General features: G+C 33.4%; 21 protein-coding genes. 9 read left to right on the top strand and 12 right to left on the bottom strand.

What is annotated here, in order from left to right; all coding sequences use genetic code 11:
- Positions 1–24: 24 nt before the first annotated feature.
- On the top strand, positions 25–747 hold the full coding sequence (locus C4S35_RS13210) for a hypothetical protein (protein WP_104000624.1): 723 nt from the start codon (positions 25–27) through the stop codon (positions 745–747).
- 203 nt (positions 748–950) lie between these two features.
- Here C4S35_RS13210 and C4S35_RS13205 read toward each other — a convergent pair whose 3' ends face one another.
- The 5 genes from C4S35_RS13205 to C4S35_RS13185 all read right to left on the bottom strand — a co-directional run bounded on the left by C4S35_RS13205 (position 951) and on the right by C4S35_RS13185 (position 7,040).
- Entirely contained in the window at positions 951–1,652 is a 702-nt protein-coding gene (locus tag C4S35_RS13205) for a hypothetical protein (protein ID WP_104000623.1), read from the bottom strand.
- A 17-nt stretch (positions 1,653–1,669) separates the two neighbouring features.
- A complete protein-coding gene (locus C4S35_RS13200; protein ID WP_104000622.1) occupies positions 1,670–3,502 on the bottom strand; it encodes an ABC transporter ATP-binding protein in 1,833 nt (610 codons plus the stop codon).
- Positions 3,502–5,229, bottom strand: a complete 1,728-nt coding sequence (locus tag C4S35_RS13195; protein ID WP_104000621.1) for a phospho-sugar mutase — start codon at positions 5,227–5,229, stop codon at positions 3,502–3,504. Before C4S35_RS13195 ends, C4S35_RS13200 begins: the two co-directional genes overlap by 1 nt.
- A 304-nt stretch (positions 5,230–5,533) precedes the next feature.
- Complete coding sequence (locus tag C4S35_RS13190) at positions 5,534–6,493, bottom strand: glycosyltransferase family 2 protein (protein ID WP_104000620.1); 960 nt, start codon at positions 6,491–6,493, stop codon at positions 5,534–5,536.
- Positions 6,494–6,497: 4 nt separating this feature from the next.
- Positions 6,498–7,040: a DUF4199 domain-containing protein gene (locus tag C4S35_RS13185; protein ID WP_104000619.1), complete on the bottom strand. Its 543-nt coding sequence runs from the start codon at positions 7,038–7,040 to the stop codon at positions 6,498–6,500.
- A 242-nt stretch (positions 7,041–7,282) separates the two neighbouring features.
- Between C4S35_RS13185 and C4S35_RS13180 the strand changes: the two genes are divergently transcribed.
- The 4 genes from C4S35_RS13180 (at position 7,283) to C4S35_RS13165 (ending at position 11,409) form a co-directional block, all read left to right on the top strand.
- A complete protein-coding gene (locus C4S35_RS13180; RefSeq protein WP_066077760.1) occupies positions 7,283–7,534 on the top strand; it encodes a type B 50S ribosomal protein L31 in 252 nt (83 codons plus the stop codon).
- Positions 7,535–7,709: 175 nt separating this feature from the next.
- Positions 7,710–8,885: a GlmU family protein gene (locus tag C4S35_RS13175; RefSeq protein ID WP_104000618.1), complete on the top strand. Its 1,176-nt coding sequence runs from the start codon at positions 7,710–7,712 to the stop codon at positions 8,883–8,885.
- Positions 8,886–9,177: 292 nt separating this feature from the next.
- Positions 9,178–10,812, top strand: coding sequence for an ABC-F family ATP-binding cassette domain-containing protein (locus C4S35_RS13170; RefSeq protein ID WP_104000617.1), 1,635 nt, complete (start codon positions 9,178–9,180; stop codon positions 10,810–10,812).
- 288 nt (positions 10,813–11,100) lie between these two features.
- Complete coding sequence (locus C4S35_RS13165; protein ID WP_104000616.1) at positions 11,101–11,409, top strand: hypothetical protein; 309 nt, start codon at positions 11,101–11,103, stop codon at positions 11,407–11,409.
- Between the two features lie 73 nt (positions 11,410–11,482).
- On the opposite strand, the gene C4S35_RS13160 is transcribed toward C4S35_RS13165, so the two are convergent.
- Complete coding sequence (locus C4S35_RS13160) at positions 11,483–11,767, bottom strand: GNAT family N-acetyltransferase (protein WP_104000658.1); 285 nt, start codon at positions 11,765–11,767, stop codon at positions 11,483–11,485.
- 539 nt (positions 11,768–12,306) lie between these two features.
- Here C4S35_RS13160 and C4S35_RS13155 point away from each other — a divergent pair.
- Positions 12,307–12,990 (top strand): alpha/beta hydrolase, encoded by a 684-nt coding sequence (locus C4S35_RS13155; RefSeq protein WP_104000615.1) that lies wholly within the window; start codon positions 12,307–12,309, stop codon positions 12,988–12,990.
- A 26-nt stretch (positions 12,991–13,016) separates the two neighbouring features.
- On the top strand, positions 13,017–13,910 hold the full coding sequence (locus C4S35_RS13150; RefSeq protein ID WP_104000614.1) for a lytic transglycosylase domain-containing protein: 894 nt from the start codon (positions 13,017–13,019) through the stop codon (positions 13,908–13,910).
- Between the two features lie 130 nt (positions 13,911–14,040).
- On the opposite strand, the gene C4S35_RS13145 is transcribed toward C4S35_RS13150, so the two are convergent.
- Positions 14,041–14,556: a hypothetical protein gene (locus C4S35_RS13145; RefSeq protein ID WP_104000613.1), complete on the bottom strand. Its 516-nt coding sequence runs from the start codon at positions 14,554–14,556 to the stop codon at positions 14,041–14,043.
- 163 nt (positions 14,557–14,719) lie between these two features.
- Here C4S35_RS13145 and rpmH point away from each other — a divergent pair, with 163 nt between their 5' ends.
- Together rpmH and carB are read left to right on the top strand one after the other, a co-directional pair.
- Entirely contained in the window at positions 14,720–14,881 is a 162-nt protein-coding gene (gene rpmH / locus C4S35_RS13140) for a 50S ribosomal protein L34 (protein WP_007136275.1), read from the top strand.
- A gap of 158 nt (positions 14,882–15,039) precedes the next feature.
- Positions 15,040–17,892: a carbamoyl-phosphate synthase large subunit gene (gene carB / locus C4S35_RS13135; protein WP_104000612.1), complete on the top strand. Its 2,853-nt coding sequence runs from the start codon at positions 15,040–15,042 to the stop codon at positions 17,890–17,892.
- A gap of 123 nt (positions 17,893–18,015) precedes the next feature.
- On the opposite strand, the gene C4S35_RS13130 is transcribed toward carB, so the two are convergent.
- The 5 genes from C4S35_RS13130 to C4S35_RS13105 form a co-directional block, all read right to left on the bottom strand.
- Positions 18,016–18,252 (bottom strand): hypothetical protein, encoded by a 237-nt coding sequence (locus tag C4S35_RS13130; RefSeq protein WP_104000611.1) that lies wholly within the window; start codon positions 18,250–18,252, stop codon positions 18,016–18,018.
- Positions 18,253–18,480: 228 nt separating this feature from the next.
- Positions 18,481–18,990 (bottom strand): hypothetical protein, encoded by a 510-nt coding sequence (locus C4S35_RS13125; protein WP_146059550.1) that lies wholly within the window; start codon positions 18,988–18,990, stop codon positions 18,481–18,483.
- 235 nt (positions 18,991–19,225) lie between these two features.
- Positions 19,226–19,726 (bottom strand): RusA family crossover junction endodeoxyribonuclease, encoded by a 501-nt coding sequence (locus C4S35_RS13120; protein WP_104000609.1) that lies wholly within the window; start codon positions 19,724–19,726, stop codon positions 19,226–19,228.
- 929 nt (positions 19,727–20,655) lie between these two features.
- Positions 20,656–21,822: an ATP-grasp domain-containing protein gene (locus C4S35_RS13110; protein ID WP_104000608.1), complete on the bottom strand. Its 1,167-nt coding sequence runs from the start codon at positions 21,820–21,822 to the stop codon at positions 20,656–20,658.
- A gap of 9 nt (positions 21,823–21,831) precedes the next feature.
- Positions 21,832–23,022, bottom strand: coding sequence for a M28 family peptidase (locus C4S35_RS13105; protein WP_208618885.1), 1,191 nt, complete (start codon positions 23,020–23,022; stop codon positions 21,832–21,834).
- Positions 23,023–23,492: the final 470 nt, after the last annotated feature.

Below are 23,492 nucleotides of genomic sequence, written 5' to 3'. Positions count from 1 at the left end.
ATTTATTATAAATAGTATACCATCATGAAAAAATTACATATCACTTTATTAGGAATATTTGTTTTACTTCTTGCCAGCTGTAAAGAAGATCAAGAAAAACCTAAAGTAACTTATGATGCTCCTAATAAAGGAAAGAGTGTGGTGAAAACCGATTCTACTTTGATAGCAATTGCTGATTTACCTATACAAATGGAAGGGACGGATTATTTGATTCATCCGGTTGGTGATCTAAGTATTCGTGAAAAAGGGATTAAAACAAAATATGGATCTTCTAGCGTGAATGATTTGAGTTTTACAATATCTAATTATGGAGAAAATGAAATCACCGGTTTTTTGCAGAATTTAAAATTTCAACGGATTGATTCCGATTCTATAAAAGCATTGACTGATAAACCAGTTTTAATTCAAACGGCTACCTACTTAAAATCAGTTGCCGATAAAACCAAGAACCAAATTATGGTTTATACCATGGTTGATATGGATACCAATAAGGATGGAAAATTAGATACGAGTGATATTAAAGCTTTATATCTTAGTGAAATAAGTGGGCATAAACTCACTAAAATATCAGATAATTTTCAGGAGTTGATCGATTGGAAATTAATGGAATCTAAAAACTGTTTGTATTTTAGAACTGTTGAGGATACTAATAAAAATGGACAATTTGATAATAAGGATGTAGTGCATTACAACTATATCGATTTGTCTAAAAAGGAATGGAGAGTAATTAGTTACAAACCAGTTTAAAAAGCCACTACGGTGTAGAACCAAAAAACAGGCATGATATTAAACACGAATTTCACTAATGTGCACGAATTAATAAGTACAATTAGTGAAATTCGTGTTTAATTTTAATTAAAAATCAGTGTAATTCTGCTTAATCAGTGTTATCTGTGTCTCAAACTAGTGTTCAGAATGTTGATCTAGACCGTAGGTTTAAAGAGTATTATTTAAATTAAAATATCACTTTCTAAATCGGATTTTTCAATCTCAAAATTAAAACCTAACTCGGAAACCAGTTGAATTACTAAGTTTTTGTACCAGTTTTCAGATTTTGGATGAATATAAATTTTTTCGATTAATTGGTTGATATCAACATTGATTTTTAAACCTTCATTAATTTTGATATCATTTTCGGCAATATCAGTGATGATTCGGACTTCTCGCTCGTACTGAAAACTTTTTCGTTTAAACAGAAAAGGGAAGAACATATCGTCAAAGGGAATGTATTCCTTTTTGTAATCGATATAATTAACTTCGCCGATGTACTGTTTATAAACTTGCTCTGGTTGCAGCGCGTTTTGTAGTCTGCCAATCGTAGATTGAATCGCTAATCCTTCACTATTCTGTGTGAAAATTTGCCACATTGCAAACGATTCATATTCATTAATGTGCCAGCTGCTGATAGCCACCCTTTCTCGATGACTTTTGTAATAATTCAAAAAGTCAGGATTGTCAATGGATAGTTTCCTGATTTCTTCAAATGTGGGTTCGCTAAAAGTGCCTTCGTACTGATCCTCAAATTTATCTGAACGGGACATGAATAACTTTTGAGACATCAATAAATCCAAAAACTTAGACAAATCCAAGTATTTCCAAACGATTGTGTTTGGATTTTCGGGCAGTTTTATATTTGAATTATTGAGGTACATTTTTTAGATTTTAAATATTACGATTCAAAAGACTGCATATTTACTAGTTTGCTATAGGTACCATTCATGGCAATAAGTTCATCATGTTTCCCTTGTTCCACAATTTTTCCTTTTTTCATGACTACAATCAAATCTGCTTTTTGAATAGTCGAAAGTCGGTGCGCGATAACAATGGAAGTTCTGTTTTGCATCATGTTTTCTAATGCTACTTGAACAAATTTTTCACTTTCGGTATCCAATGCTGATGTCGCTTCATCCAAAATCATAATTGGAGGATTTTTCAAAACAGCACGAGCGATAGACAATCTTTGTTTTTGACCACCCGAAAGTTTGTTTCCGCTGTCGCCAATGTTGGTATAAATTCCAAGATGCAAGTCTTTGACAAATTCAAAAGCGTTGGCAATTTTTAAGGCTTCAACAATTTCTTCATCCGTTGCGTTATCTTTACCAAGCGAAATATTAGCTTTTATGGTATCATTAAATAAAATACTGTCTTGAGTTACTAATCCCATCAAATCACGAAGAGAATGCAAAGTCATGTCTTTAATATCTATTCCATCGATTTGTATTGTTCCTTCGTTTACATCATAAAAACGAGTCAGTAAATTAGCAATGGTACTTTTTCCGCTTCCGGATTGTCCCACAAGAGCTACTGTTTGTCCTTTTTTTACTTCAAGTGAAAAGTCTTTTAAAACCGCTTCATCTTCGTATTTAAAATTAATATTTTGGATTGTTATAGTGGAGTCAAAAGTTTTTTTGTCAATAGCATTTACTTTTGAGGTGATTTCATTTTCGACTTCTAAAACTTCAAAAACTCGTTCCGCAGCTGCTAGACCGTTTTTAACGGAATAAGAAGCTTTAGAAATGGCTTTCGCTGGCGTAAGAATATTGAAAGCCAAGGTCAGGTAAACGATAAAAGCGGAGCCTTCCAATGTTTTTTCGACTAATACTAAATTTCCACCATAAAAAAGTAGTACTGCAATCGTTGTTATTCCTAAAAATTCGCTTAATGGAGTCGCTAAATTGTTTTTGCTTCCTATACTATTTGATAAATTCAACAATCGCGTCACTGAATCGTGAAACCTGCTTTTGAAATTGCTTTCAGCATTGTAACTTTTTATAACTTTCAATCCGCTCAAACTTTCATCAACAATAGAAATAAGAAAGCCACTTTCTTTTTGAGCCTGCATGGATTGTGCTCTCAGATTTTTAGCGATTTTTGAAATGATTAATCCTGAAATAGGGATGAATACTAAAACAAATAAAGTCAATTTCACACTGATAAAAAACATCGTAACTAGAGCAAATACAATGGTTAAGGGTTCTTTTACCACGAGTTCTAATATCGAGAAAAAGGAATTCTGAACTTCATTGACATCGCCAAGCATTCTGGCCATAATATCTCCTTTTCTTTTTTCAGAATAATAAGAAATTGGCAATTCTATTATTTTATTATACATCGATTTTCTCAAATCCCGTAACACACCATTTTTTAAGTGCATGATGTGGTGCGAAGCAAGATAATTAAATAAATTTTTGAATAAGAATGTTGTAATAACCATTAGAACAACAAATAACAACGCAACTTGAATGCTGTTTTCTTTGGTAAGTTCTGAAATTTTGTAATACATAAAATCCGAACCAAATTGCTTAATATCGCCTATTCCAGTATAAACCGGCTCTTTCAATATCTTTTTAGTTTTGCCAAAAAGCACTTCAAGAACAGGAAGAAGTGTTAGCATAGAAATAGTGCTAAACAAGGCATACAAAATATTGTATATAATATTCCAGGTGATATGAGACTTATATGGTTTTGTATAAGGTATTAATTTTAATAAGCTTTTGTCCATTAGTTCAATTGCATTGCAGTAATTATATTTTTAATTTTTTCATTCAAAATAGCGTCCACTTCGTTGAAATCTTCAACAGATTCCAATTCTGTATTGACGCTAATATAGAATTTTATTTTTGGTTCCGTTCCGCTTGGTCTGGCACAAATTTTAGAACCGTCTTCTGTGTAATAAATAAGTACATTCGATTTTGGAATGTCCATTTTAGTTACTTCATCAGTCAATAAGTTTTTTGCTGTTGAGGATTGGTAGTCTTCTAACATAATCACTCGTTGTCCGTTAATTTCTTTCATTGGATTCTCTCTCATGTCAATCATCATCTGATTGATTTCCTGTAAACCGTCCATTCCCTTTTTAGTCAATGAAACCAAATGTTCTTTATAGAATCCGTTGTCAACGTATAATTGAAGTAATTCTTTGTAAACGGTACTCCCTTTTGCTTTAGCCTGAGCTGCTAATTCACAAATTAATAAAGTAGCGGCAACAGCATCTTTATCTCGTACAGCATCGCCTACCATGTAACCAAAACTTTCTTCACCACCACCAATGAATTCCAGCTCCGGGAAATCCTTTATCATTTTGGCAATCCATTTAAATCCGGTCAATCCCACTTTGCATTCTACGCCATAATTAGTGGCTAATTCCATCATCATAGGAGTAGAAACGATTGTCGAACCTACAAATTGTTTACCATTGATTTTTCCCGCTTTTTTCCATTGTTCCAGTAAAAAAGCAGTCATCAATATCATCGTTTGATTTCCATTGAGCAAAGTCATTTGTCCTTCATTATTTCTAACAGCAACACCCAAACGGTCACAATCAGGATCCGTCCCAATAACAATATCCGAATTGGTTTTATCTGCCAAAGCCATCGCCATAGTCAATGCTTCCGGTTCTTCCGGGTTAGGAGATTTTACCGTCGGAAAATCACCATTTGGCACTCTTTGTTCTTCAACAATATGCACATTCCTGTACCCGGCTTGCGATAATGTATCAGGAACTAATGTTATCGAAGTTCCGTGCAAAGAAGTAAAAACGATGTTCAGATTTTCTTTGGCTTCAGCCGAAGTGTTAAAACTTGCATTTGCAATCGAGGATTTTATAAACGCTTTGTCAATTTCAGTATCAATGTAATGTATCAGATCTTCATTGGCAGAAAACTTGATTTCATTGTAATTTAAGTTTTCAATAGTATTAATGATGGCTTCATCTTCGGGAGGAACAATTTGCCCACCATCTTCCCAATACACTTTGTAACCGTTGTATTCTGGCGGATTGTGAGAAGCTGTAAGAACAATTCCGGCTTGACAACCTAGATGTTTAACCGCAAATGACAATTCAGGAGTAGGTCTTAACTCCGAAAACAGATAAACCGTAATCCCATTTGCCGAGAAAACATCAGCAACTACCTTTGCCAGTGTATCGCTATTATGGCGACAGTCGTAAGCAATAGCAACTTTTAAGTCTTTATTTGGGAACACTTTATGCATGTAATTGGCCAGACCTTGCGTGCTTTTTCCAAGCGTGTATTTATTTATGCGATTGTTCCCAACGCCCATAACACCGCGCATTCCGCCTGTTCCAAATTCCAGATTTTTATAAAAACTTTCTTCCAGTTCTATAGGAGAAGTGGTCATCAATTCCTTGATGGCTATTTGAGTTTCATTGTCAAATGTTGGCGTAAGCCATTCATTTACTGCATCCAAAATGTTTTGTTTGATATCCATTTTATAGATTTTTTTGTTTCTGAATTTTTAGTTTAAAATTTCAAAATAGTCATCTCATTTAACAATTTTGATGTTTTTTAGGAGCTGTTTCCTGCTTTTCGCTATATCTTTTCTAGTCCTGAACTTGTTTCAGGATCCTGAAACAAGTTCAGGACTAGAAAAGGATGCCGCTTCTATCAGGGCTAGAGATTTGTTGTAACGAAAAATATATTCTTTAAATTTCAATTTTTGCAATCAGAATGACAAAAATCGTATAAGTCAATCTTCAAGTTCCAATAGAAATGTATGTTTTATTTGGTGTGAATTATAAAAAATTTACTTCACTTGAAACTTTATAACGTTCTTCATTGTTTTTGGTTCGCAAAATTATTTCACCAAGAAATCCAGCCAAAAATAATTGGGTTCCCAATACCATTGTTGTTAGCGCGATGTAAAACCAAGGATTGCTGGTGACTAAATTATAATACATGTCATTATACATGTGATAGAGTTTTGAAACTCCGATGTAACCGGCTAATAAAAAACCAATGATAAACATCAAAGAACCCATAGCACCAAATAAGTGCATCGGCCTTTTTCCAAAACGGGAAAGAAACCAGATAGTAATTAGATCAAGGAAACCATTGATGAAACGTTCCATTCCAAATTTGGTCTCACCATATTTTCTGGCTTGGTGCTGTACCACTTTTTCACCAATTTTTCCAAAACCGGCATTCTTTGCCAAAACAGGAATGTATCGGTGCATTTCTCCCGAAACTTCGATATTTTTTACTACAACATTTTTATAGGCTTTCAATCCGCAATTGAAATCATTCAATTCTACACCAGATGTTTTTCTCGCGGCCCAATTGAATAATTTGGAAGGCAAGTTTTTAGCAACCACAGAATCATAACGTTTCTTTTTCCAACCGGAAACCAAATCAAATTTACCGTTGACAATCATTTCATACAACCCCGGAATCTCTTCCGGACTGTCTTGCAAATCGGCGTCCATGGTGATGATAACATCGCCTGCCGCTTTTGCAAAACCAGCATGTAAGGCTTGTGATTTCCCAAAGTTTTTCATAAAACGAACCCCTTTTACATTTGGATTTTCTTGGGCAAATCCTTCAATAATATTCCAGGAATTATCGGTACTCCCATCATCCAAAAAAATGATTTCGTAGGTATAATTATTCTCTTGCATCACCTTAATGATCCAAGTGTACAATTCTTTAAGGGATTCCTCTTCGTTAAGAAGCGGTATGAGTATTGATAAATTCATTAATTTAGAAGCTTTGAGGTTTTGCGTTTTTTAGAATTGCTCCTACAATTAGTGAATAAATTAAACCAAAGAAGGAATACATTGCTAGCGTAACTGGAAAAACAAATAATGGATTAGCAAATTTTTTCATCAATGAAACTCCGGTTTCCAATTGGTCGGAAGTCATAGATGGGTTTTGTTTTAGCATCGCTTCTTTACTAATTGCAACCATTTCATTTATAAATTCAGGAAAAATATAATTGAAAATCACGTTAAATAAGGCATAGATAAAAGCAGCAATAAAAGTTATCGAAACTCCTGTTTTTAGGCATTCAGAAAAAGATATAAAACCGTTATTTATATTTTTTTTGTAATTATTACATCCTAAATAAATAAAAAAGATTGGTAAAATTAAATAGTTAGCAAGATTGACTATCAAACCTACGCTAGTTCCAACTAATGATTTCATTCCGACTATATACATAATCACAAATTCTAAAATCATAACTACACCAAACAAAACACCAAATAAAATTCCAGATTTTGCTGGCGATACATTATTTTCCATAAAGAGTTTATTTTTTTATTAATCCACAAATATAACAATTCCCAATATATTCGAGGATAAAAATCGCTTTTTACGATTATATAAAAAAAGTCATGCAAAGATTTGATTATTGGAAAAAAATTGTAAATTTGCAAACTCAAAATAATAATGTAAAACAAAAAGTTATAATAAGTTTATACCTTTTCTGTTACAGGAAAAGCTTCAAGACAAGTTATAATTAACAAATAAAAAAGATTAACAAGATGAAAAAAGGAATTCACCCAGAAAATTACAGATTAGTTGCGTTTAAAGACATGTCAAATGATGAAGTTTTTATTACTAAATCTACTGCAGATACGAGAGAAACATTAACAGTTGACGGTGTTGAATACCCAGTTGTAAAAATGGAGATCTCTAGAACTTCTCACCCTTTTTACACAGGTAAATCTAAACTTATTGATACTGCAGGACGTATCGATAAATTTAAAACTAAATACGCTAAGCACGCTAAATAATAAAAGCTTGTTTTCAAAATATTGCCTTCCTCCCGCAACTTCGGGATGGGAGGCTTTTTTTATTTTTATCTATTTGAAAACTTTGTAACTTTGGAGTCAATATTATTAAAACGGCAGATTGTTAAAATTAATTTTCGATAAAATAAATAACCGAATTAACATATAAATAATTTTTATGAATTACATACTTTTTGACGGACCTGCTAGAAATACCTTATTGCCTTTTACTTTCACACGTCCCGTTGCTGATATTCTTATTGGAATTATGACTATTCGTCAAAAATGGGAAATGCGTTTAGGTTCTACTACGACTACATTGACAGAGGAATATTTGTCTGAAAAATTTCCAATGGTAGAATTAGAAGAAAATGTAATGATAAATGCTTCCTTTCTGCCTAACGATGTTTTGGTGGAAATGGTGAGTAATCTAGAGTCAAATCAAGCTATTTTCAAAGGTGATGAAGTAATTGCTTTTTATACCAATGATGAGCAGGAAGAAGTAGATTTTGATACCTATGAGATTTTAGAATTCAATGAAGATTGCTTAACAGTGGAACATACTTGGGATATTTTTTCTAAAAATGATGCGGCAATACGAGAAGATTTTGAATACTTGACTGAAGACAGAAGATCACAGCCTATTCCCAAAAGTGTCAACGTCATCGCTCCCGAAAATATATTTATAGAAGAAGGCGCAAAATTAGAGTTTGTTACTTTAAATGCTTCAACAGGTCCCATATATATAGGTAAAGATACTGAGATTATGGAAGGGTCCGTAATCAGAGGCCCTTTTGCCTTGTGCGAAAATGCGGTTGTAAAAATGGCTGCCAAAGTTTATGGCGCAACAACTGTTGGTCCGCATTCCAGAATTGGAGGAGAAGTTAATAATTCGGTATTGTTTGGTTATTCGAATAAAGGACATGATGGATTTTTAGGAAATTCTGTTCTTGGTGAATGGTGCAACATAGGTGCCGACAGTAACAATTCGAACTTAAAAAATAATTACGAAGAAGTAAAATTGTGGAGCTACGAAACCGAAGGTTTTGCTAAAACAGGACTTCAGTTTTGTGGATTGATGATGGGAGACCACAGTAAATGCGGAATTAATACCATGTTTAATACTGGAACAGTGGTGGGAGTAAGCGCTAATATTTTTGGAAGCGGATTTCCCCGCAATTTTGTGCCTAGTTTTTCTTGGGGCGGTGCTTCAGGTTTTACCACTTATATAACTAAAAAAGCATTTGAAACAGCTCGATTAGTAATGTCTCGCAGAAACATTGACTTTGACGAAAGAGAAGCAGCAATTTTAGAACATGTTTTTGAGGAATCAAAAAAATGGAGAAAGGAGTGATGGAATTCCTTAGACTTTTAGGCTTATTAGATTGAATTCATATTTTAAAAATTCGATAATTTACATAGATTCTATGTACATTATCGAATTTTTAATTTTAAACAAAATGTATTTGTTTTTTGGATTGTCTAACCGTCAAAAATGTGCAATAGATTTTAAAAATCTAAGAGGTCTAAAAATCTAATTGTGTTGTCCAATTATTTAATTAATCTATCTTTGCAACTTCAAAAAAAAGGTTTAATCGAAAAATTATAACTTTAAATTTTTGAACATTAAACTTTAAACAAAAATAATGATTACAGTTAACGATATTTCCGTGCAATTTGGTGGGACAACGCTTTTTAGTGATGTTTCTTTTGCCATAAATGAGAATGATAAAATTGCCCTTATGGGTAAAAATGGAGCAGGAAAATCGACGCTTCTTAAGATTATTGCAGGACAAAGTAAGCCTTCAACCGGTAATATTTCGGCACCAAAAGATGCGATAGTTGCATATTTGCCTCAGCATTTATTGACTACGGATGGTGCAACGGTAATGGAAGAAACTTCTAAAGCTTTTGGCGAAATCTTTGGTATGAAAGCTGAAATTGATGAAATCAATGAACAATTGACGGTTCGCACAGATTATGAAAGTGATGCATACATGAAATTGATCGAAAGAGTTTCTGACTTAAGCGAGAAATTTTATGCTATTGAAGAAGTAAATTATGAAGCGGAAGTGGAGAAAATTCTACTTGGTCTGGGATTTGTTCGCGAAGATTTTAACCGTCAAACTACGGAGTTTTCCGGAGGTTGGAGAATGCGAATTGAATTAGCCAAGATTCTTTTGCAAAAACCAGACTTAATTTTACTGGATGAGCCTACCAATCACATGGATATTGAAAGTATTCAATGGTTAGAGGATTTCTTGATTAATTCAGCTAAAGCAGTTGTGGTGATTTCTCACGATAGAGCTTTTGTAGATAACATTACGAATCGTACCATCGAGGTTACAATGGGACGTATTTATGATTACAAAGCCAAATATTCTCATTATTTAGAATTAAGAAAAGACAGACGCGTTCATCAGCAAAAAGCATACGACGAACAGCAACGCATGATTGCAGATAATAGAACTTTTATTGACCGTTTCAAAGGAACGTTTTCTAAAACAGATGCAGTTCAGTCGAGAGTTAAAATGTTAGAGAAACTCGTAATTGTTCAAGTTGATGAAGTGGATACTTCAGCATTAAAATTGAAGTTTCCTCCTGCAATTCGCTCGGGTCAATATCCTGTAATTGTGAAAGATTTGTCTAAATCGTACGGCGATCATGTGGTTTTCAAAGACGCTAATATTGTTATTGAAAGAGGCGAAAAAGTAGCTTTCGTAGGGAAAAATGGGGAAGGAAAATCGACGATGATCAAAGCCATTATGAAAGAAATTGAAATTAATGGCGGTAGTTTAGAAATTGGACATAATGCACAAATTGGTTATTTTGCCCAAAATCAAGCCTCTTTATTAAATGAAAATGCCACTATTTTTGAAACCATCGATGATATTGCTGTTGGTGATGTTCGAACAAAAATAAAAGATATTTTAGGCGCTTTCATGTTTCAAGGTGATGATGTGACGAAAAAAGTAAAAGTGCTTTCAGGTGGAGAGAAAACCCGTTTGGCAATGATAAAATTATTGTTGGAACCAGTTAATTTATTGATTTTGGATGAACCGTCGAATCACCTGGACATGAAAACTAAAGATATTATAAAAGATGCGTTACGGGATTTTGACGGAACTTTGATTCTTGTTTCTCACGATCGTGATTTCCTGGATGGATTGGCGACCAAGGTTTTTGAATTTGGAAATAAGAGAGTGGTAGAACATTTTGAAGATATTACCGGTTTCTTAGCACACAAGAAAATGGATAGCATGAAGGAGATAGAAAAATAAAGGGCAGTTTTTTAAACAATAGTAGAAGCAAGAGAATTATCCGTAAAGTATATATCTCTTGCTTTTTTTATAAAAAATATTTTTTTTACTGTTTAAGCGGATTTTAGTCAATTAAATATGTTTTAAAATTGATAATTGCTATTAAATAAAAATAGTTAAATACTTGAATTAAAGATATATAATTTGTTTTTTGCAATTTGTATTGGAATTTAATAGTACTTTTTCATAATTTTAAATTATGAAAAGTTAGTTTTTTCCTTTGTTATCCTAGCAACTGTTTTATTAAGTTTGCCTCTGTTTTCTCAGATACAGAGCGAACCAACTGTTTTACGTTTACCTGCGGATGATTTAAATCTTTACGCTGTATTAGACGTTTTTCAAAAATCGAAAACATTGGAGGAATTTGAAAAAGTATTAAACAGTAGCGATTCGAATATAAATAATATTGATTTGAATAATGACAATAGTATCGATTATATTGACGTGCTTAGTTATAAAGAAGGGAATTTGTATTCCATTTTGAGAATAAATACAAATTCGCTACCACTATCTGCTCCCAAAACGGATAGACTATTCCCAACTAGGAATAAAAATTAATTAGAGATGGTTAATTAATATTAAAAAGCGACAGAATAATAAAGAGACTATGTTTTCAGCATAGTCTCTTTTTTTATAATCGTATTCCGGGAGGAAGCAACTCTTTGTAAATAGTATTTTTTTTAAAGAAAACCACTATTTTAGGGAGAATAGGAACCACTTTAAATTTTCGTTCAATCGCAATTCCCATGATATTTTTGAGGAAATTAGAGATGAATTCCTCGTCATCGAATGATTCAGGTGTGTTTATTTTTGTCAAAAATATTTTTTTTTCCTGAAAAGAATATTCTACTGAAACTAATCCTTCGTCTGCTATAGTTTCAAATTGTCTTGCAAAAGTATTATCTTTAATCTCCATCGTCATATTCGTTTCCATGTATTAATTTGATTTAATTGGTATTTTCACCAAAAGTATTTTTGATTTGGCATTTATTTTGATTTGAAATAGATCAAAATCAATAATTGCTATGGCATTTTTTGCCTTCAATCAACAAAGATAAATTCCGTTTTTAGGAATGCGTATCTTGTCAGTAGTATTGGTATTACTTTCGAAAAATACTAATTAAAAAATGTTTCTTTGGTAGGACTAAAGTGCATTTTTATCATTATTATCTTCGGCCGAAATATTATTTACAAAGATATTGATTTGATTTTCAATATCAAATAATTTTGGGACGTATCTTGGTGTAACTCCTTCTTTGTCAGTAAATATCCATAGTCGCGGCATTACGGCAACCAAAATCAGCTTTGTCTTTGAATTCTATTCAAAATAGTTTTATGGTCATAAATTATTGATAATATAAAGTAGTAAATCTGCTTGATTTCAATAAAAAATCTAATTTTATAAAAATTCGAGCTAATAGATCGGAAGTTATTGTAAAATCGTTAAAAGGAATTATGAGTAAAATACCTGTTTATCTAATGCCGGGATTGGCGGCAAGTACTGCAATTTTTGAACGAATTGTTCTTCCTGAAGATGTCTTTGAAATTCATCTCTTAGAATGGGAAATTCCTCTTGAAAAAGAATCTTTAACGGATTATGCCAAGAGAATTGCGGATAAAATTAAACATCCGAATCCAGTTTTGATAGGAGTTTCGTTTGGAGGTATTTTAGTTCAGGAAATGGCAAAGCATATAGATGCCCGGAAAGTAATTATCATTTCAAGTGTGAAAAGTAATTTAGAATTTCCTCGAAGATTGAAAATTGCTAAAAGCACCAAAGCCTATAAGCTGATTCCAATGAGTTTGATCTTAAATATTGAAAGTTTGGCTAAATTTTCATTTGGAGAAAAAGTAAATCAAAGATTGAAATTGTACGAAAGATTTCTTTCGGTTCGGGATATTGGCTATTTAAATTGGGCAGTCGAACAGGTGATTTTGTGGGACAGAACAGTAGTTGATAAAAATGTAATTCATATTCATGGAGATATGGATGATGTTTTTCCAATAAAATATATTAAGAATTGCATCGTTGTAAAAGGGGGAACTCACCTCATGATTTTGAACAAGTATAAGTGGATGAATGAAAATTTACCAGCTATTATTTTAAATTCGAAGCAGAACACGGACCGATTATTGTAAATATATATAAAATTAAAAAGGAAAATATGGAATTGATAAAAAAAGTTGGAATAATTAGTCTCGTGATTTTTATAAGTGGACTTTTTGTTTTTGCAACCACTTATGATGCAAAGAATGAAATTGTCAAGGAAGGAGTTTCTGATTATTTTCCTGTAAAACCTGATTTTGCAGGAGAAGAAACGCCTTTGAAAATTTCAGATGTCAAAGAACGCTTAGATAGAGAATTACTGGTAAATATTAATTTGCATGCGACAACTATTTTGGCCATAAAAAGAGCCAATCGTGCTTTTCCAGTAATTGAACCTATTTTGAAAAAGAACGGTATTCCGGATGATTTTAAATATTTGGCAGTTATAGAAAGTGGTTTGGTGAATGTCGTTTCTCCTGCAGGAGCACGGGGAGTTTGGCAATTCATGCCGGATACAGCAAAGGAACGCGGAATGGAAGTCAATGAAAATGTGGACCAGCGTTATGATCTCGAAAAATCAACGGAAGCGGCTTGTCGTTATTTTTTGAGTGCCAAAGCAAAATTTGGAAGTTGGACATTGGCAGCAGCTTCTTACAACGGCGGAATGACGGGCGTGAACAAGCAAATTGATATTCAAAAAGTGTCTAACTATTATGATTTATTACTTACTGAAGAAACGTCTCGCTATGTTTTTAGGATTTTAGCTTTGAAAGAGATCATGAAGAATCCGGTAAAATATGAGTTTAATATACTTCCGGGTGATCTGTATGAAATTTTGCCGACCAAGAAAATCGAAATTGACAGTTCGATTACAGATTTGGCGGCATTTGCAAAGGGGCAAGGGATTAATTATAAGATTTTGAAAATACACAATCCTTGGCTCAGGGAAACCAAATTAATAAATGATACTGGTAAAAAATACCTAATTGAAATTCCTCTGAAAGGGTATTAACTATTTTTTAAACGATATCAGGCATTTAAGAAAATATAAGTGGAGTTATAAATTGTTGACTTCTATGCATAAACTATAAAAAAAAGGTCAAATGTGTTATCATTTGACCCTTTTTTTATAGTTGTATAAATTATATTTTTTTCATCTGATCTTTCATCATTGTGATCTGATCTTTCAACATATTCTGTTTGTCTAATTTTTTAGCTTCGTTCAATAGGGAAGTAGCTTCTAGTTTTCTGCGACGTGTCATGGCAACGCCGGCTAAGTTTAATTTGGCTACAGCCAAATCCATATCCATTGATAAACCTAGTTCAATCGCTTTTTTGAAATATTTCTCTGCTTGATTAATATTCGTTTGCGAAAGCATGATTCCGTGTAAGTAATTAAAGTATCCTTGTTGTTTTTGTACCAAAGCCGTTTCCGGGTTTTTGATGTATGCTAACCATTTTTTAGCACCCTCAAAATCCTGTTTTCTTAATTTTAAGAAGGCCAATAGGATGAATTCATTTTTGAAGTAAAGAAAAATAGGAATTGCACTCAATAATATAAGGAATATTCCGTTACCGATATTTCCTTCGGTCATTTGCCAAATGCCAGTAGCTATAATAAGTCCGGCGATAATAAGTTTAATATTTCTGTGAAACATAGTGTGATTATTTTAAGATCACAAATATAGTAAAATGAATTGAAAATATTTTTACAAAACTACTTGCGAGAAAAAAAAGTCTTTGTATATTTGCACTCGGTTTTAGAATAACAGTTATTCGAAATAGAAAGACATATAAATAAGATTTTAAAGATACAAAGCAATGAGCAAAAGAACGTTTCAACCATCGAAAAGAAAAAGAAGAAATAAGCACGGATTTATGGACAGAATGGCTTCTGCTAATGGAAGAAAAGTTCTTGCGCGTAGAAGAGCTAAAGGAAGACATAAATTGACTGTTTCTTGTGAACCAAGACACAAAAAATAATGTTTGTATAAACATAAATAAGGCGTTACTTTTTTTAGTATCGCCTTTTTTTATACCTAATCGTTAAAAAAAGAATAAGACTTACGACTAAGGGTTTAAAGTAGAGTAACTTTGATCTTTGAAAAAAAATAACTACACAACACAATAATTACTACACAATGCCAAAAGATACATCCATAAAATCAGTTTTAATAATAGGTTCAGGTCCTATCGTTATTGGTCAAGCATGCGAATTTGATTATGCGGGATCACAATCTGCACGTTCTATTCGTGAAGAAGGAATTGAAGTTATTTTGATCAATTCTAATCCGGCAACAATCATGACTGATCCTTCAATGGCGGATCATATTTATTTATTGCCCTTAACGACAAAATCAATTATTCAAATTTTAAAAGAACATCCTCAGATTGATGCAGTTTTACCTACGATGGGAGGGCAAACGGCTTTAAATCTTTGTTTAGAAGCCGATGAAAAAGGGATTTGGCAGGATTTTGGCGTAAAATTAATTGGTGTTGATGTTAATGCTATCAATATTACCGAAGATAGAGAACAGTTCAAACAGCTTCTAAAAAAAATCGGAGTGCCATCTGCACCGGCAGAAATATGTACTTCCTATCTGAGGGGAAAAGAAATTGCTCAGGAATTTGGTTTCCCATTAGTAATTCGTCCTTCCTTTACTTTAGGCGGAACAGGAGCAGCTATCGTTTATAAAAAAGAAGATTTTAATGAACTTTTGACTAGAGGTTTAGAAGCCTCTCCTATTCACGAAGTCTTGATTGATAAGGCTTTGATGGGTTGGAAAGAATATGAATTAGAACTTTTGAGAGATAAAAACGACAATGTTGTGATTATTTGCTCGATCGAAAATATGGATCCAATGGGAATTCACACCGGAGATTCCATTACGGTTGCGCCAGCAATGACTTTGTCTGATACGACTTTCCAAAAAATGCGTGATATGGCAATTTTGATGATGCGTAGCATTGGAAACTTTGCTGGAGGTTGTAACGTGCAGTTTGCCGTTTCGCCGGACGATAAAGAGGATATAGTTGCGATTGAAATCAATCCTCGTGTGTCTCGTTCTTCTGCTTTGGCATCAAAAGCAACTGGGTATCCTATTGCTAAAATTGCTTCCAAACTAGCTTTGGGGTACAACTTAGACGAATTGCAAAATCAAATTACCAAATCGACTTCGGCATTATTCGAACCAACTTTGGATTATGTAATTGTAAAAATTCCGCGTTGGAACTTTGATAAATTCGAGGGAGCTGACCGAACTTTAGGACTTCAAATGAAATCCGTTGGAGAAGTAATGGGAATTGGACGTTCGTTCCAGGAAGCGTTACACAAAGCGACTCAATCCTTGGAAATCAAAAGAAATGGTTTGGGTGCTGACGGAAAAGGATACACTAATTATGAACAGATTATCGAGAAACTGACTTTTGCAAGTTGGGATCGTGTTTTTGTGATTTATGATGCTATCGCGTTGGGAATTCCATTGAGTCGCATTCATGAAATCACTAAAATTGATATGTGGTTTTTGAAACAATACGAAGAGCTTTATACGTTAGAAAAAGAAATTTCAAATTATAAAGTTGATTCTTTGCCAAGAGAATTGTTATTGGAAGCGAAACAAAAAGGTTTTGCCGACAGACAGATTGCTCACATGGTAGGTTGTTTAGAAAGCCAAGTGCATACGTTGCGAACTGCAATGAACATCAATCGTGTGTTTAAATTGGTAGATACTTGTGCGGCGGAGTTCAAAGCAAAAACACCTTATTACTATTCGACTTTTGAAGCCGAAATAGAAAAAGCGGATGGTACTCGTTATGTTGACAACGAAAGCACTGTTACTGATAAAAAGAAAATAATTGTTCTTGGGTCAGGCCCAAATAGAATTGGACAAGGAATCGAGTTTGATTATTCTTGTGTTCACGGGGTACTTGCTGCCAAAGAATGTGGTTACGAAACCATCATGATCAATTGTAATCCAGAAACGGTTTCAACTGATTTTGATACAGCCGATAAATTGTATTTCGAACCCGTTTTTTGGGAACATATTTACGATATTATCCAACATGAAAAACCAGAAGGCGTAATCGTGCAATTAGGTGGTCAAACGGCTTTGAAATTGGCTGAAAAATTATCTAAATACGGTATTAAAATTATTGGAACGAGCTTTGACGCTTTGGATTTAGCAGAAGACAGAGGACGTTTCTCAGAATTATTAACCGATTTAAAAATTCCTTTTCCACAATTTGGAATTGCTGAAACTGCTGATGAAGCTTCGGCTTTAGCAGATGTTTTGGACTTTCCATTATTGATTCGTCCTTCTTATGTGTTGGGTGGTCAGGGAATGAAAATTGTAATCAACAAACAAGAATTAGAGGAACACGTAATCAATTTATTGAAAACGATTCCAGGAAATAAATTGCTTTTAGACCATTATTTAGATGGAGCAATTGAGGCGGAAGCTGATGCGATTTGCGATGGTGAAAATGTGTACATCATAGGAATTATGGAGCACATCGAACCTTGCGGAGTGCACTCAGGAGACAGTAATGCTACTTTGCCGCCGTTTAATTTAGGTGAATTTGTAATGCAACAAATAAAAGACCATACCAAAAATATTGCATTGGCTTTGAGAACCGTTGGTTTAATCAACATTCAGTTTGCGATAAAAGATGATATCGTTTACATTATTGAAGCGAATCCTAGAGCATCTCGTACGGTTCCATTTATTGCAAAAGCTTACGGAGAACCGTATGTTAACTATGCAACTAAAGTAATGTTAGGGCATAATAAAGTAACCGATTTTAAATTTAATCCGCAATTAAAAGGATATGCCATCAAGCAACCGGTTTTCTCTTTCAGCAAGTTTCATAATGTGAATAAAGCATTAGGACCAGAAATGAAATCAACAGGAGAAAGCATCTTGTTTATTGATGACTTGAAAGACGATCAATTCTACGAATTGTACTCTAGAAGAAAAATGTATTTGAGTAAATAAAAACTTGAATTTGTTATATGTAAAAAGCCCCGTTTGGGGCTTTTTTTGTGGGATATGTTTTTTTGTTAGTGGCTCATTGTTACGGGGTCCGTTTCCGATTAACATATCGGTGCGCAGCGGGAATTATAAGTCGTTACTATCCTTTTTATTATTTTTTTGTATTACTTCATTAAATCTTTTATTTTGATATTCAAGCCATGCTTTTGCTCCAGCAAGTTCCTCTTTTTTCTGCTTTTCTTTTTCCGCTTTAATTTTATAGTGACCGGAAATAAAAATAAATATAAAAAAGCCAACTACGAATATCAAAAAAAATAAATTTTCAGAGATACCTAAATAATGTTTTATAGGTGATTCATTCATTTATTATTAAAATTTAAGTTGATATTTTTCTTAATAAAGTTAATAAGTTATGCCGCTGAATTGTATGCCCCAACTTAAAAACAATTTTAAAACATTTTCTAAAATACTATTACAATTCCTTTTAGGACTGAAATAATTTCTAATATTTCTGGTAATGATAATGGCACGGAAAAAATTTCATCGCTTTCAACTCCGTGACATTTGAGACATTTGCCCAGCGAAAACCGACTAACTCTTAGTAGAGCGAGATGTTGTATCGGCACTTTTTAAAGGAAGACCATTTAAAGGTCTTTGAGTTTCGGATGAAGTATGCAATTTGGATACTATTACCTTTTTTTGCTCTTTTATTTTTCTTTCTGTATTTGGTTTGGGTGTTGATAGAGAATTTATTATTTGAATAGAACTGTAAACCCCTCCAATAGTTGCTAAAATTAAGACTGGCCAAAAACTATAATACTTAAGTTTAACGTTTTGAAACTCATAATGCTGCATTTTGTCTAACTGTAATCTTTGTTTTTCTTTCTGTTCGATATACGATTTCCAACCTCCTGATTGCAAAACTTCTTCACCTAATTTGCTTGGTAAATAAATATTAGGATTAACATGTGGAGATATTAGATAACCTTGACCTTTTAAACCAATTGCAGTTTTTGTATGGTCTGGGTATTGATAGTATGCCTCAAAAGAGCCTCTTTGTAATATTGTATTAAATATTTCTTCGATTATTTCATTGTTCATAATCATTATGTTTTTTGTTAGTTCCAAATGTTATAAAAAAACTATGCTTCTTTTAAATTCATGTTTTCTTTCGAACTGATTTTTTAAGCATTCTATTAACTTTCACTTGCTACAAGAGCTCTGGGACTAAATTAAGATATATTTTTCGGTTAAATACGAATAATTTAAATACGAGACCAACTTTAAATATGCCTAAAACCAAATCTTGCGAAACCTTAGCTGTTGTTTGCAGTTTTTATTTAATTTCTATTGCTTTCCACATTTTGGTTTTACCGTTTTCAATCATTTTTTCTAGATTCATTGAATACATGTCAGGAATACAAAAGTTTCTTTCGGTGTTAGCTAATATCCGCAAACCAACTAAGAATCCGTGAATTTCTTCTTCTCCGTTATCTTCAACGATAAATTTTGAAGCCATTATTGAAAAGATTTGTTTGTCGTCGACAAAGACTTTTTTCTTAAAAATGTCAAACAAAAGCTTTAAAACATTATCGATATCAATTCTATTAATGTAGTTTTTTGAACCTTTTATTTCTACAGTAATTATTGGTTTACTTTTATGTGGCCACGTTTCTTTTTTCGCTAATTCCAATAATTTATTAACTCTTTCTTTAAACTCAATAATCTTTTCCTTGCTTTTAGTTTGACTTGTTGGAACTGGGAAATCATTCATTCGTCCAAATACTTCATCGTAGTAACTACTTTGATAATATGTTATATATTCAGGAATTTCCATTTCTCATAATTTTAGTATTGTTTGTAAAACTGCACACAACAAGAAAGGCCTAATGATTCCGACTTATCATCCCTAAATTGGGTCGCTTTGTCTTATAAACATCAGATTTTATTTATTTTTCAAATATAACCAAATTTCTATCTCCTTTGTATTTATGCAGTATTTTCTTTAAAAATTAACTATAAAAAAAGTCCCAATCAAGGGACTTTCTAAATGTTAAAATATAAATTTATTTGTTCTTCAATTTTTCCTTAAAAAAATCAATGGTTCGTGTCCAAGATAAAGAGGCGGCTGCTTGGTCGTATCTGGGCGTTGTTTTATTATGAAAATCATGATTCATAGAAATAAGCGGTATGTTCTACTTTATTTTTTTTGAGTATGGCTTCAAAAGCGGGGCAACACTCATTTACTTTGGTGTCTAAACCGGCATACTGCGCCATGATGTGTGTTTTTATTTTTTCGGCTTCTTCAGTTGTTGGTTGTCCACAATAAATAAGGAACTGCTGCAGCTAAAGTAGGAATTTTGACCGCCATATCAGGGCGGCCTCCGCGTGACACAATCCGATGAACATATCGGAGCGCGGGGGCTTTTTTTGTGGGTAGATTCACTAATAAACACCTGTTTACTCAATAGTGCGGATTTGCAATCCGTGCCCGTAAATAATATAAAAATATTTCTAATAAAACTACCTCTAATTCACTCTCGAAACTAGCATAATTTCTCGCTGAATCATTCTCTTTGTGGGAACGGATTGCAAATCCGCTATTGTTATCCGAAAAATAAGATATCCGAGCGGTCGGGTTCGTGCGCTAGCGGGGGAAAATATCTCATATCTTATTTTCATGATGATTTTTTATAAAGGCAAACAAGGACATAGAGTTAATAAATGATGTAGCTAAAAAAAGTTTTTTGAGCTTTAAAATTTTCATTATTTCGATACAATATATTTTCTTAAATCAGAGGTTAGAATATCATTTAATTCCTTTTTATTACTGGCTGCACTTTCAATAAAAGCAAATCCAAATACAGGATATTTATTTATATCTAATTCTCTAATTACTATCGGTTTTTCAAAATCTTTAGCAAGACCTGAATAGTTAAATCCTAAAATATCCGAAGGGATTATTCCCGAATTATTATCCAAAATAATGACACTAAATGTTTTATTCTCTTTTCCTTTAAATATAGTATCCCAGTCTGGTTTTTTGTTTTCACAAAAGCATTTGTATTCATTAAATCCTAAAGTTACTCCTAGAAGGTCGGCCGTGGTGCAAAATCCACCAAAGCGTAAAGGGTTTACTTCGATGGGAATTATTTTCCCATTTTCATCTATGCGGACTTCTGCATGAGCCGGAAAATTTTTTAAATGTAACTCTTTACCAATTTTACTTAAAAAACATTCAAGATCAATTTTATACTTTTCAATGATTGCTTTGGATGTTGAATAAACCCGATCACTCGTGTCTGTTCCGGATGAAAAGAGGTGGTGTAAAACGTTTAACAAAACAGCATCTCCATTATTGTCGTAATAATAATCGATTGCATATTCTTCTCCACGAATAAATTCTTCAATAATAAAATTACTTGTGTTTAATACATTTTCAGGAAATATACTTTTAAGTTTATCCGGTTGTAACTCACTTTTAGCTTTTATCCAGTCTTTCTCATTTTCTACTATATGAACTCCTATGCTAAAGAAACCAACAGCAGGTTTAATTACAAAAGGGAACCGAATTTCATCATCGGACAATCGTTGGATTTCTTCAATACTTATTTGCTTGAAATAAAAGTCGGGAAACAGCTCTTTTATAAGTTCTCTAAACTTTACTTTATTTTTTAAAACTTGTAATTGACTTGATAATTCACTTTCTCCATAATATTGATCGATCCAAGCTAATGCGTTCTCTGAATTGCTGTAAAGAGAAATTTCTGGATTATTTTTTAGTAAAGCGATTGCTTCCTCTTCGGCTATCCATGACAAAGAATCATCTTTTACCAATTCTTTTGCTACTTTGGTTGCAATTATTTTATAATCATTATCTTTTATTGTTTTGATAAGAAAATCGGAAACAAATGGCTTGTCTATTAAGAACATAATAGTTAGTTATTTTTTACTTTTTATTTCAATAGTTAAAGCAGGACGTTTGGCACTTTCAGCAATTCTCCATCCGGTTTCATAGATCCACTTTGTCATCTTAGTCAGTTTTAGATAGTCAATTTTATCTGGGCTATCGAAGGGGGTATGGTAGTCAGGGTGTAATAAAGTGGTAAAAAATATTGCTGGAACATTAGCTTGAGCATAGGGAAGATGATCGCTTCGGAAGTACCAATTCTCTGGGTGATCTGCAGCATCCCAAGAAGTATCTACTTTGAAGTTGGCAATACTTTTATTAGCTGCTAAAGTGATAGCTACAAGGTCAGAAGAATTAAGATGAGGTTCTGTTACGCCTAATAGCGCCGCAGAATCTGGTGCATTGCGTCCTATCATATCGCCATTTAAAACAGCAACTATGGAGGGCAGTTTAACGGTGGGATGACTAACAAAATAGCGAGAACCCAATAAACCTCTTTCCTCAGATCCGTGCCACACAAATAAAGCCGATCGCTTAGCGGGTTGTGTACTCCACGCATTCCCTATTGCAAGCATCGCTACTGTTACTGATGCATTATCATCAGCACCGTTCCAGATAGGATCACCGTTAACAGCAGGTCCTACTCCGTCATGGTCCTGGTGACCGCTGAATAAAACATATTCCTCTTTCAGTTTAGGATCAGTTCCATCAACCTTTGCAATAACATTAATAGAAGGATAGTCAAAATTCTCTACCTTCAAATTAGTTTTTAAATAAGCGCCTTGTTTAGAAAATATATTCTTTAACTGTTTACTTGCCAATATAATTGGTACCGTAGCTGCAGTAGAGGATTCGGCACCTTCAATTCCATAACTTCCTTCCTGATAATGAAATCCCGTAAACGAAATAAGTGATTCTACCGTATCATCAGCAATAAAAATGATAGCAGTAACACCGCGGCTGAGGAGTTCTTTTCCCTGCTGGTTCATGGCAGAAGCGGTATAACGATATTGCCAGAGGCTCACCCAGTCTTGAATAATGGGGGTTGGAGGCATAATATTCATAGCTACAATTTTGCCTTTCAAATCGACAGTATTATCCGGTATTTTGTCCAACCAAACTACGGAGCCTTCTAGGGTAGTGTCAACCAAATTAGTTGGCCAAATTTCTTTCCAAAGATCAAGCGCTTTACCATTTACACTAACAGTACTACTATTGGCCACACGGCTGCGTTTCAGATTAAAGAATTGGAAGTAGGTTCCATCTTCGCCTGCAGGTTTAAGGCCAGCTTCACGGGCCTTTTGAGCCACCCAAACAGAAGCTCGCATTTCGCCAAGTTCTCCTCCTCTTCGTCCCCGAAAGGCGTCACCCGCCAGTTCATATAAATCATCTTTTAGATCTTGCTGCTTAATTTTATCTAATTGTGGTGCTGTGCTTTGCGCAAAAAGCGAAGTGGAAATAAATAATATTAAAAGAAGAATTTGTTTGGATTTCATAAGGTTTATTTTTAAAAATTGAAAAGTTTAAAATCGTAAAGGATCTATAAGTATTGGCAGCCTGTCTGTAATCGCTATTGAATAGCCTAGTCTTTCCAAATGTATAGATAATCTTTTATTACAAATCATCAAAATGACTTTTTATTTGCTGAATGCTTTTGGTACTTCATTGACTATGAGTTTTTCTACTATTGCGC

Origin of the sequence: Flavobacterium urumqiense, assembly GCF_900108015.1 — a bacterium.
GTDB lineage: Bacteria > Bacteroidota > Bacteroidia > Flavobacteriales > Flavobacteriaceae > Flavobacterium > Flavobacterium urumqiense.
Note: the sequence above shows the minus strand (reverse complement) of the source record. Positions and strands in the feature narration are given on the sequence as shown.

Bases quoted from the DNA above. Each gene is read 5' to 3' on its own strand.
- C4S35_RS13210 (WP_104000624.1), top strand. From the start codon at position 25: ATGAAAAAATTACATATCACTTTATTAGGAATATTTGTTTTACTTCTT.
- C4S35_RS13205 (WP_104000623.1), bottom strand. From the start codon at position 1,652: ATGTACCTCAATAATTCAAATATAAAACTGCCCGAAAATCCAAACACA.
- C4S35_RS13200 (WP_104000622.1), bottom strand. From the start codon at position 3,502: ATGGACAAAAGCTTATTAAAATTAATACCTTATACAAAACCATATAAG.
- C4S35_RS13195 (WP_104000621.1), bottom strand. From the start codon at position 5,229: ATGGATATCAAACAAAACATTTTGGATGCAGTAAATGAATGGCTTACG.
- C4S35_RS13190 (WP_104000620.1), bottom strand. From the start codon at position 6,493: ATGAATTTATCAATACTCATACCGCTTCTTAACGAAGAGGAATCCCTT.
- C4S35_RS13185 (WP_104000619.1), bottom strand. From the start codon at position 7,040: ATGGAAAATAATGTATCGCCAGCAAAATCTGGAATTTTATTTGGTGTT.
- C4S35_RS13180 (WP_066077760.1), top strand. From the start codon at position 7,283: ATGAAAAAAGGAATTCACCCAGAAAATTACAGATTAGTTGCGTTTAAA.
- C4S35_RS13175 (WP_104000618.1), top strand. From the start codon at position 7,710: ATGAATTACATACTTTTTGACGGACCTGCTAGAAATACCTTATTGCCT.
- C4S35_RS13170 (WP_104000617.1), top strand. From the start codon at position 9,178: ATGATTACAGTTAACGATATTTCCGTGCAATTTGGTGGGACAACGCTT.
- C4S35_RS13160 (WP_104000658.1), bottom strand. From the start codon at position 11,767: ATGGAGATTAAAGATAATACTTTTGCAAGACAATTTGAAACTATAGCA.
- C4S35_RS13155 (WP_104000615.1), top strand. From the start codon at position 12,307: ATGAGTAAAATACCTGTTTATCTAATGCCGGGATTGGCGGCAAGTACT.
- C4S35_RS13150 (WP_104000614.1), top strand. From the start codon at position 13,017: ATGGAATTGATAAAAAAAGTTGGAATAATTAGTCTCGTGATTTTTATA.
- C4S35_RS13145 (WP_104000613.1), bottom strand. From the start codon at position 14,556: ATGTTTCACAGAAATATTAAACTTATTATCGCCGGACTTATTATAGCT.
- rpmH (WP_007136275.1), top strand. From the start codon at position 14,720: ATGAGCAAAAGAACGTTTCAACCATCGAAAAGAAAAAGAAGAAATAAG.
- carB (WP_104000612.1), top strand. From the start codon at position 15,040: ATGCCAAAAGATACATCCATAAAATCAGTTTTAATAATAGGTTCAGGT.
- C4S35_RS13130 (WP_104000611.1), bottom strand. From the start codon at position 18,252: ATGAATGAATCACCTATAAAACATTATTTAGGTATCTCTGAAAATTTA.
- C4S35_RS13125 (WP_146059550.1), bottom strand. From the start codon at position 18,990: ATGAACAATGAAATAATCGAAGAAATATTTAATACAATATTACAAAGA.
- C4S35_RS13120 (WP_104000609.1), bottom strand. From the start codon at position 19,726: ATGGAAATTCCTGAATATATAACATATTATCAAAGTAGTTACTACGAT.
- C4S35_RS13110 (WP_104000608.1), bottom strand. From the start codon at position 21,822: ATGTTCTTAATAGACAAGCCATTTGTTTCCGATTTTCTTATCAAAACA.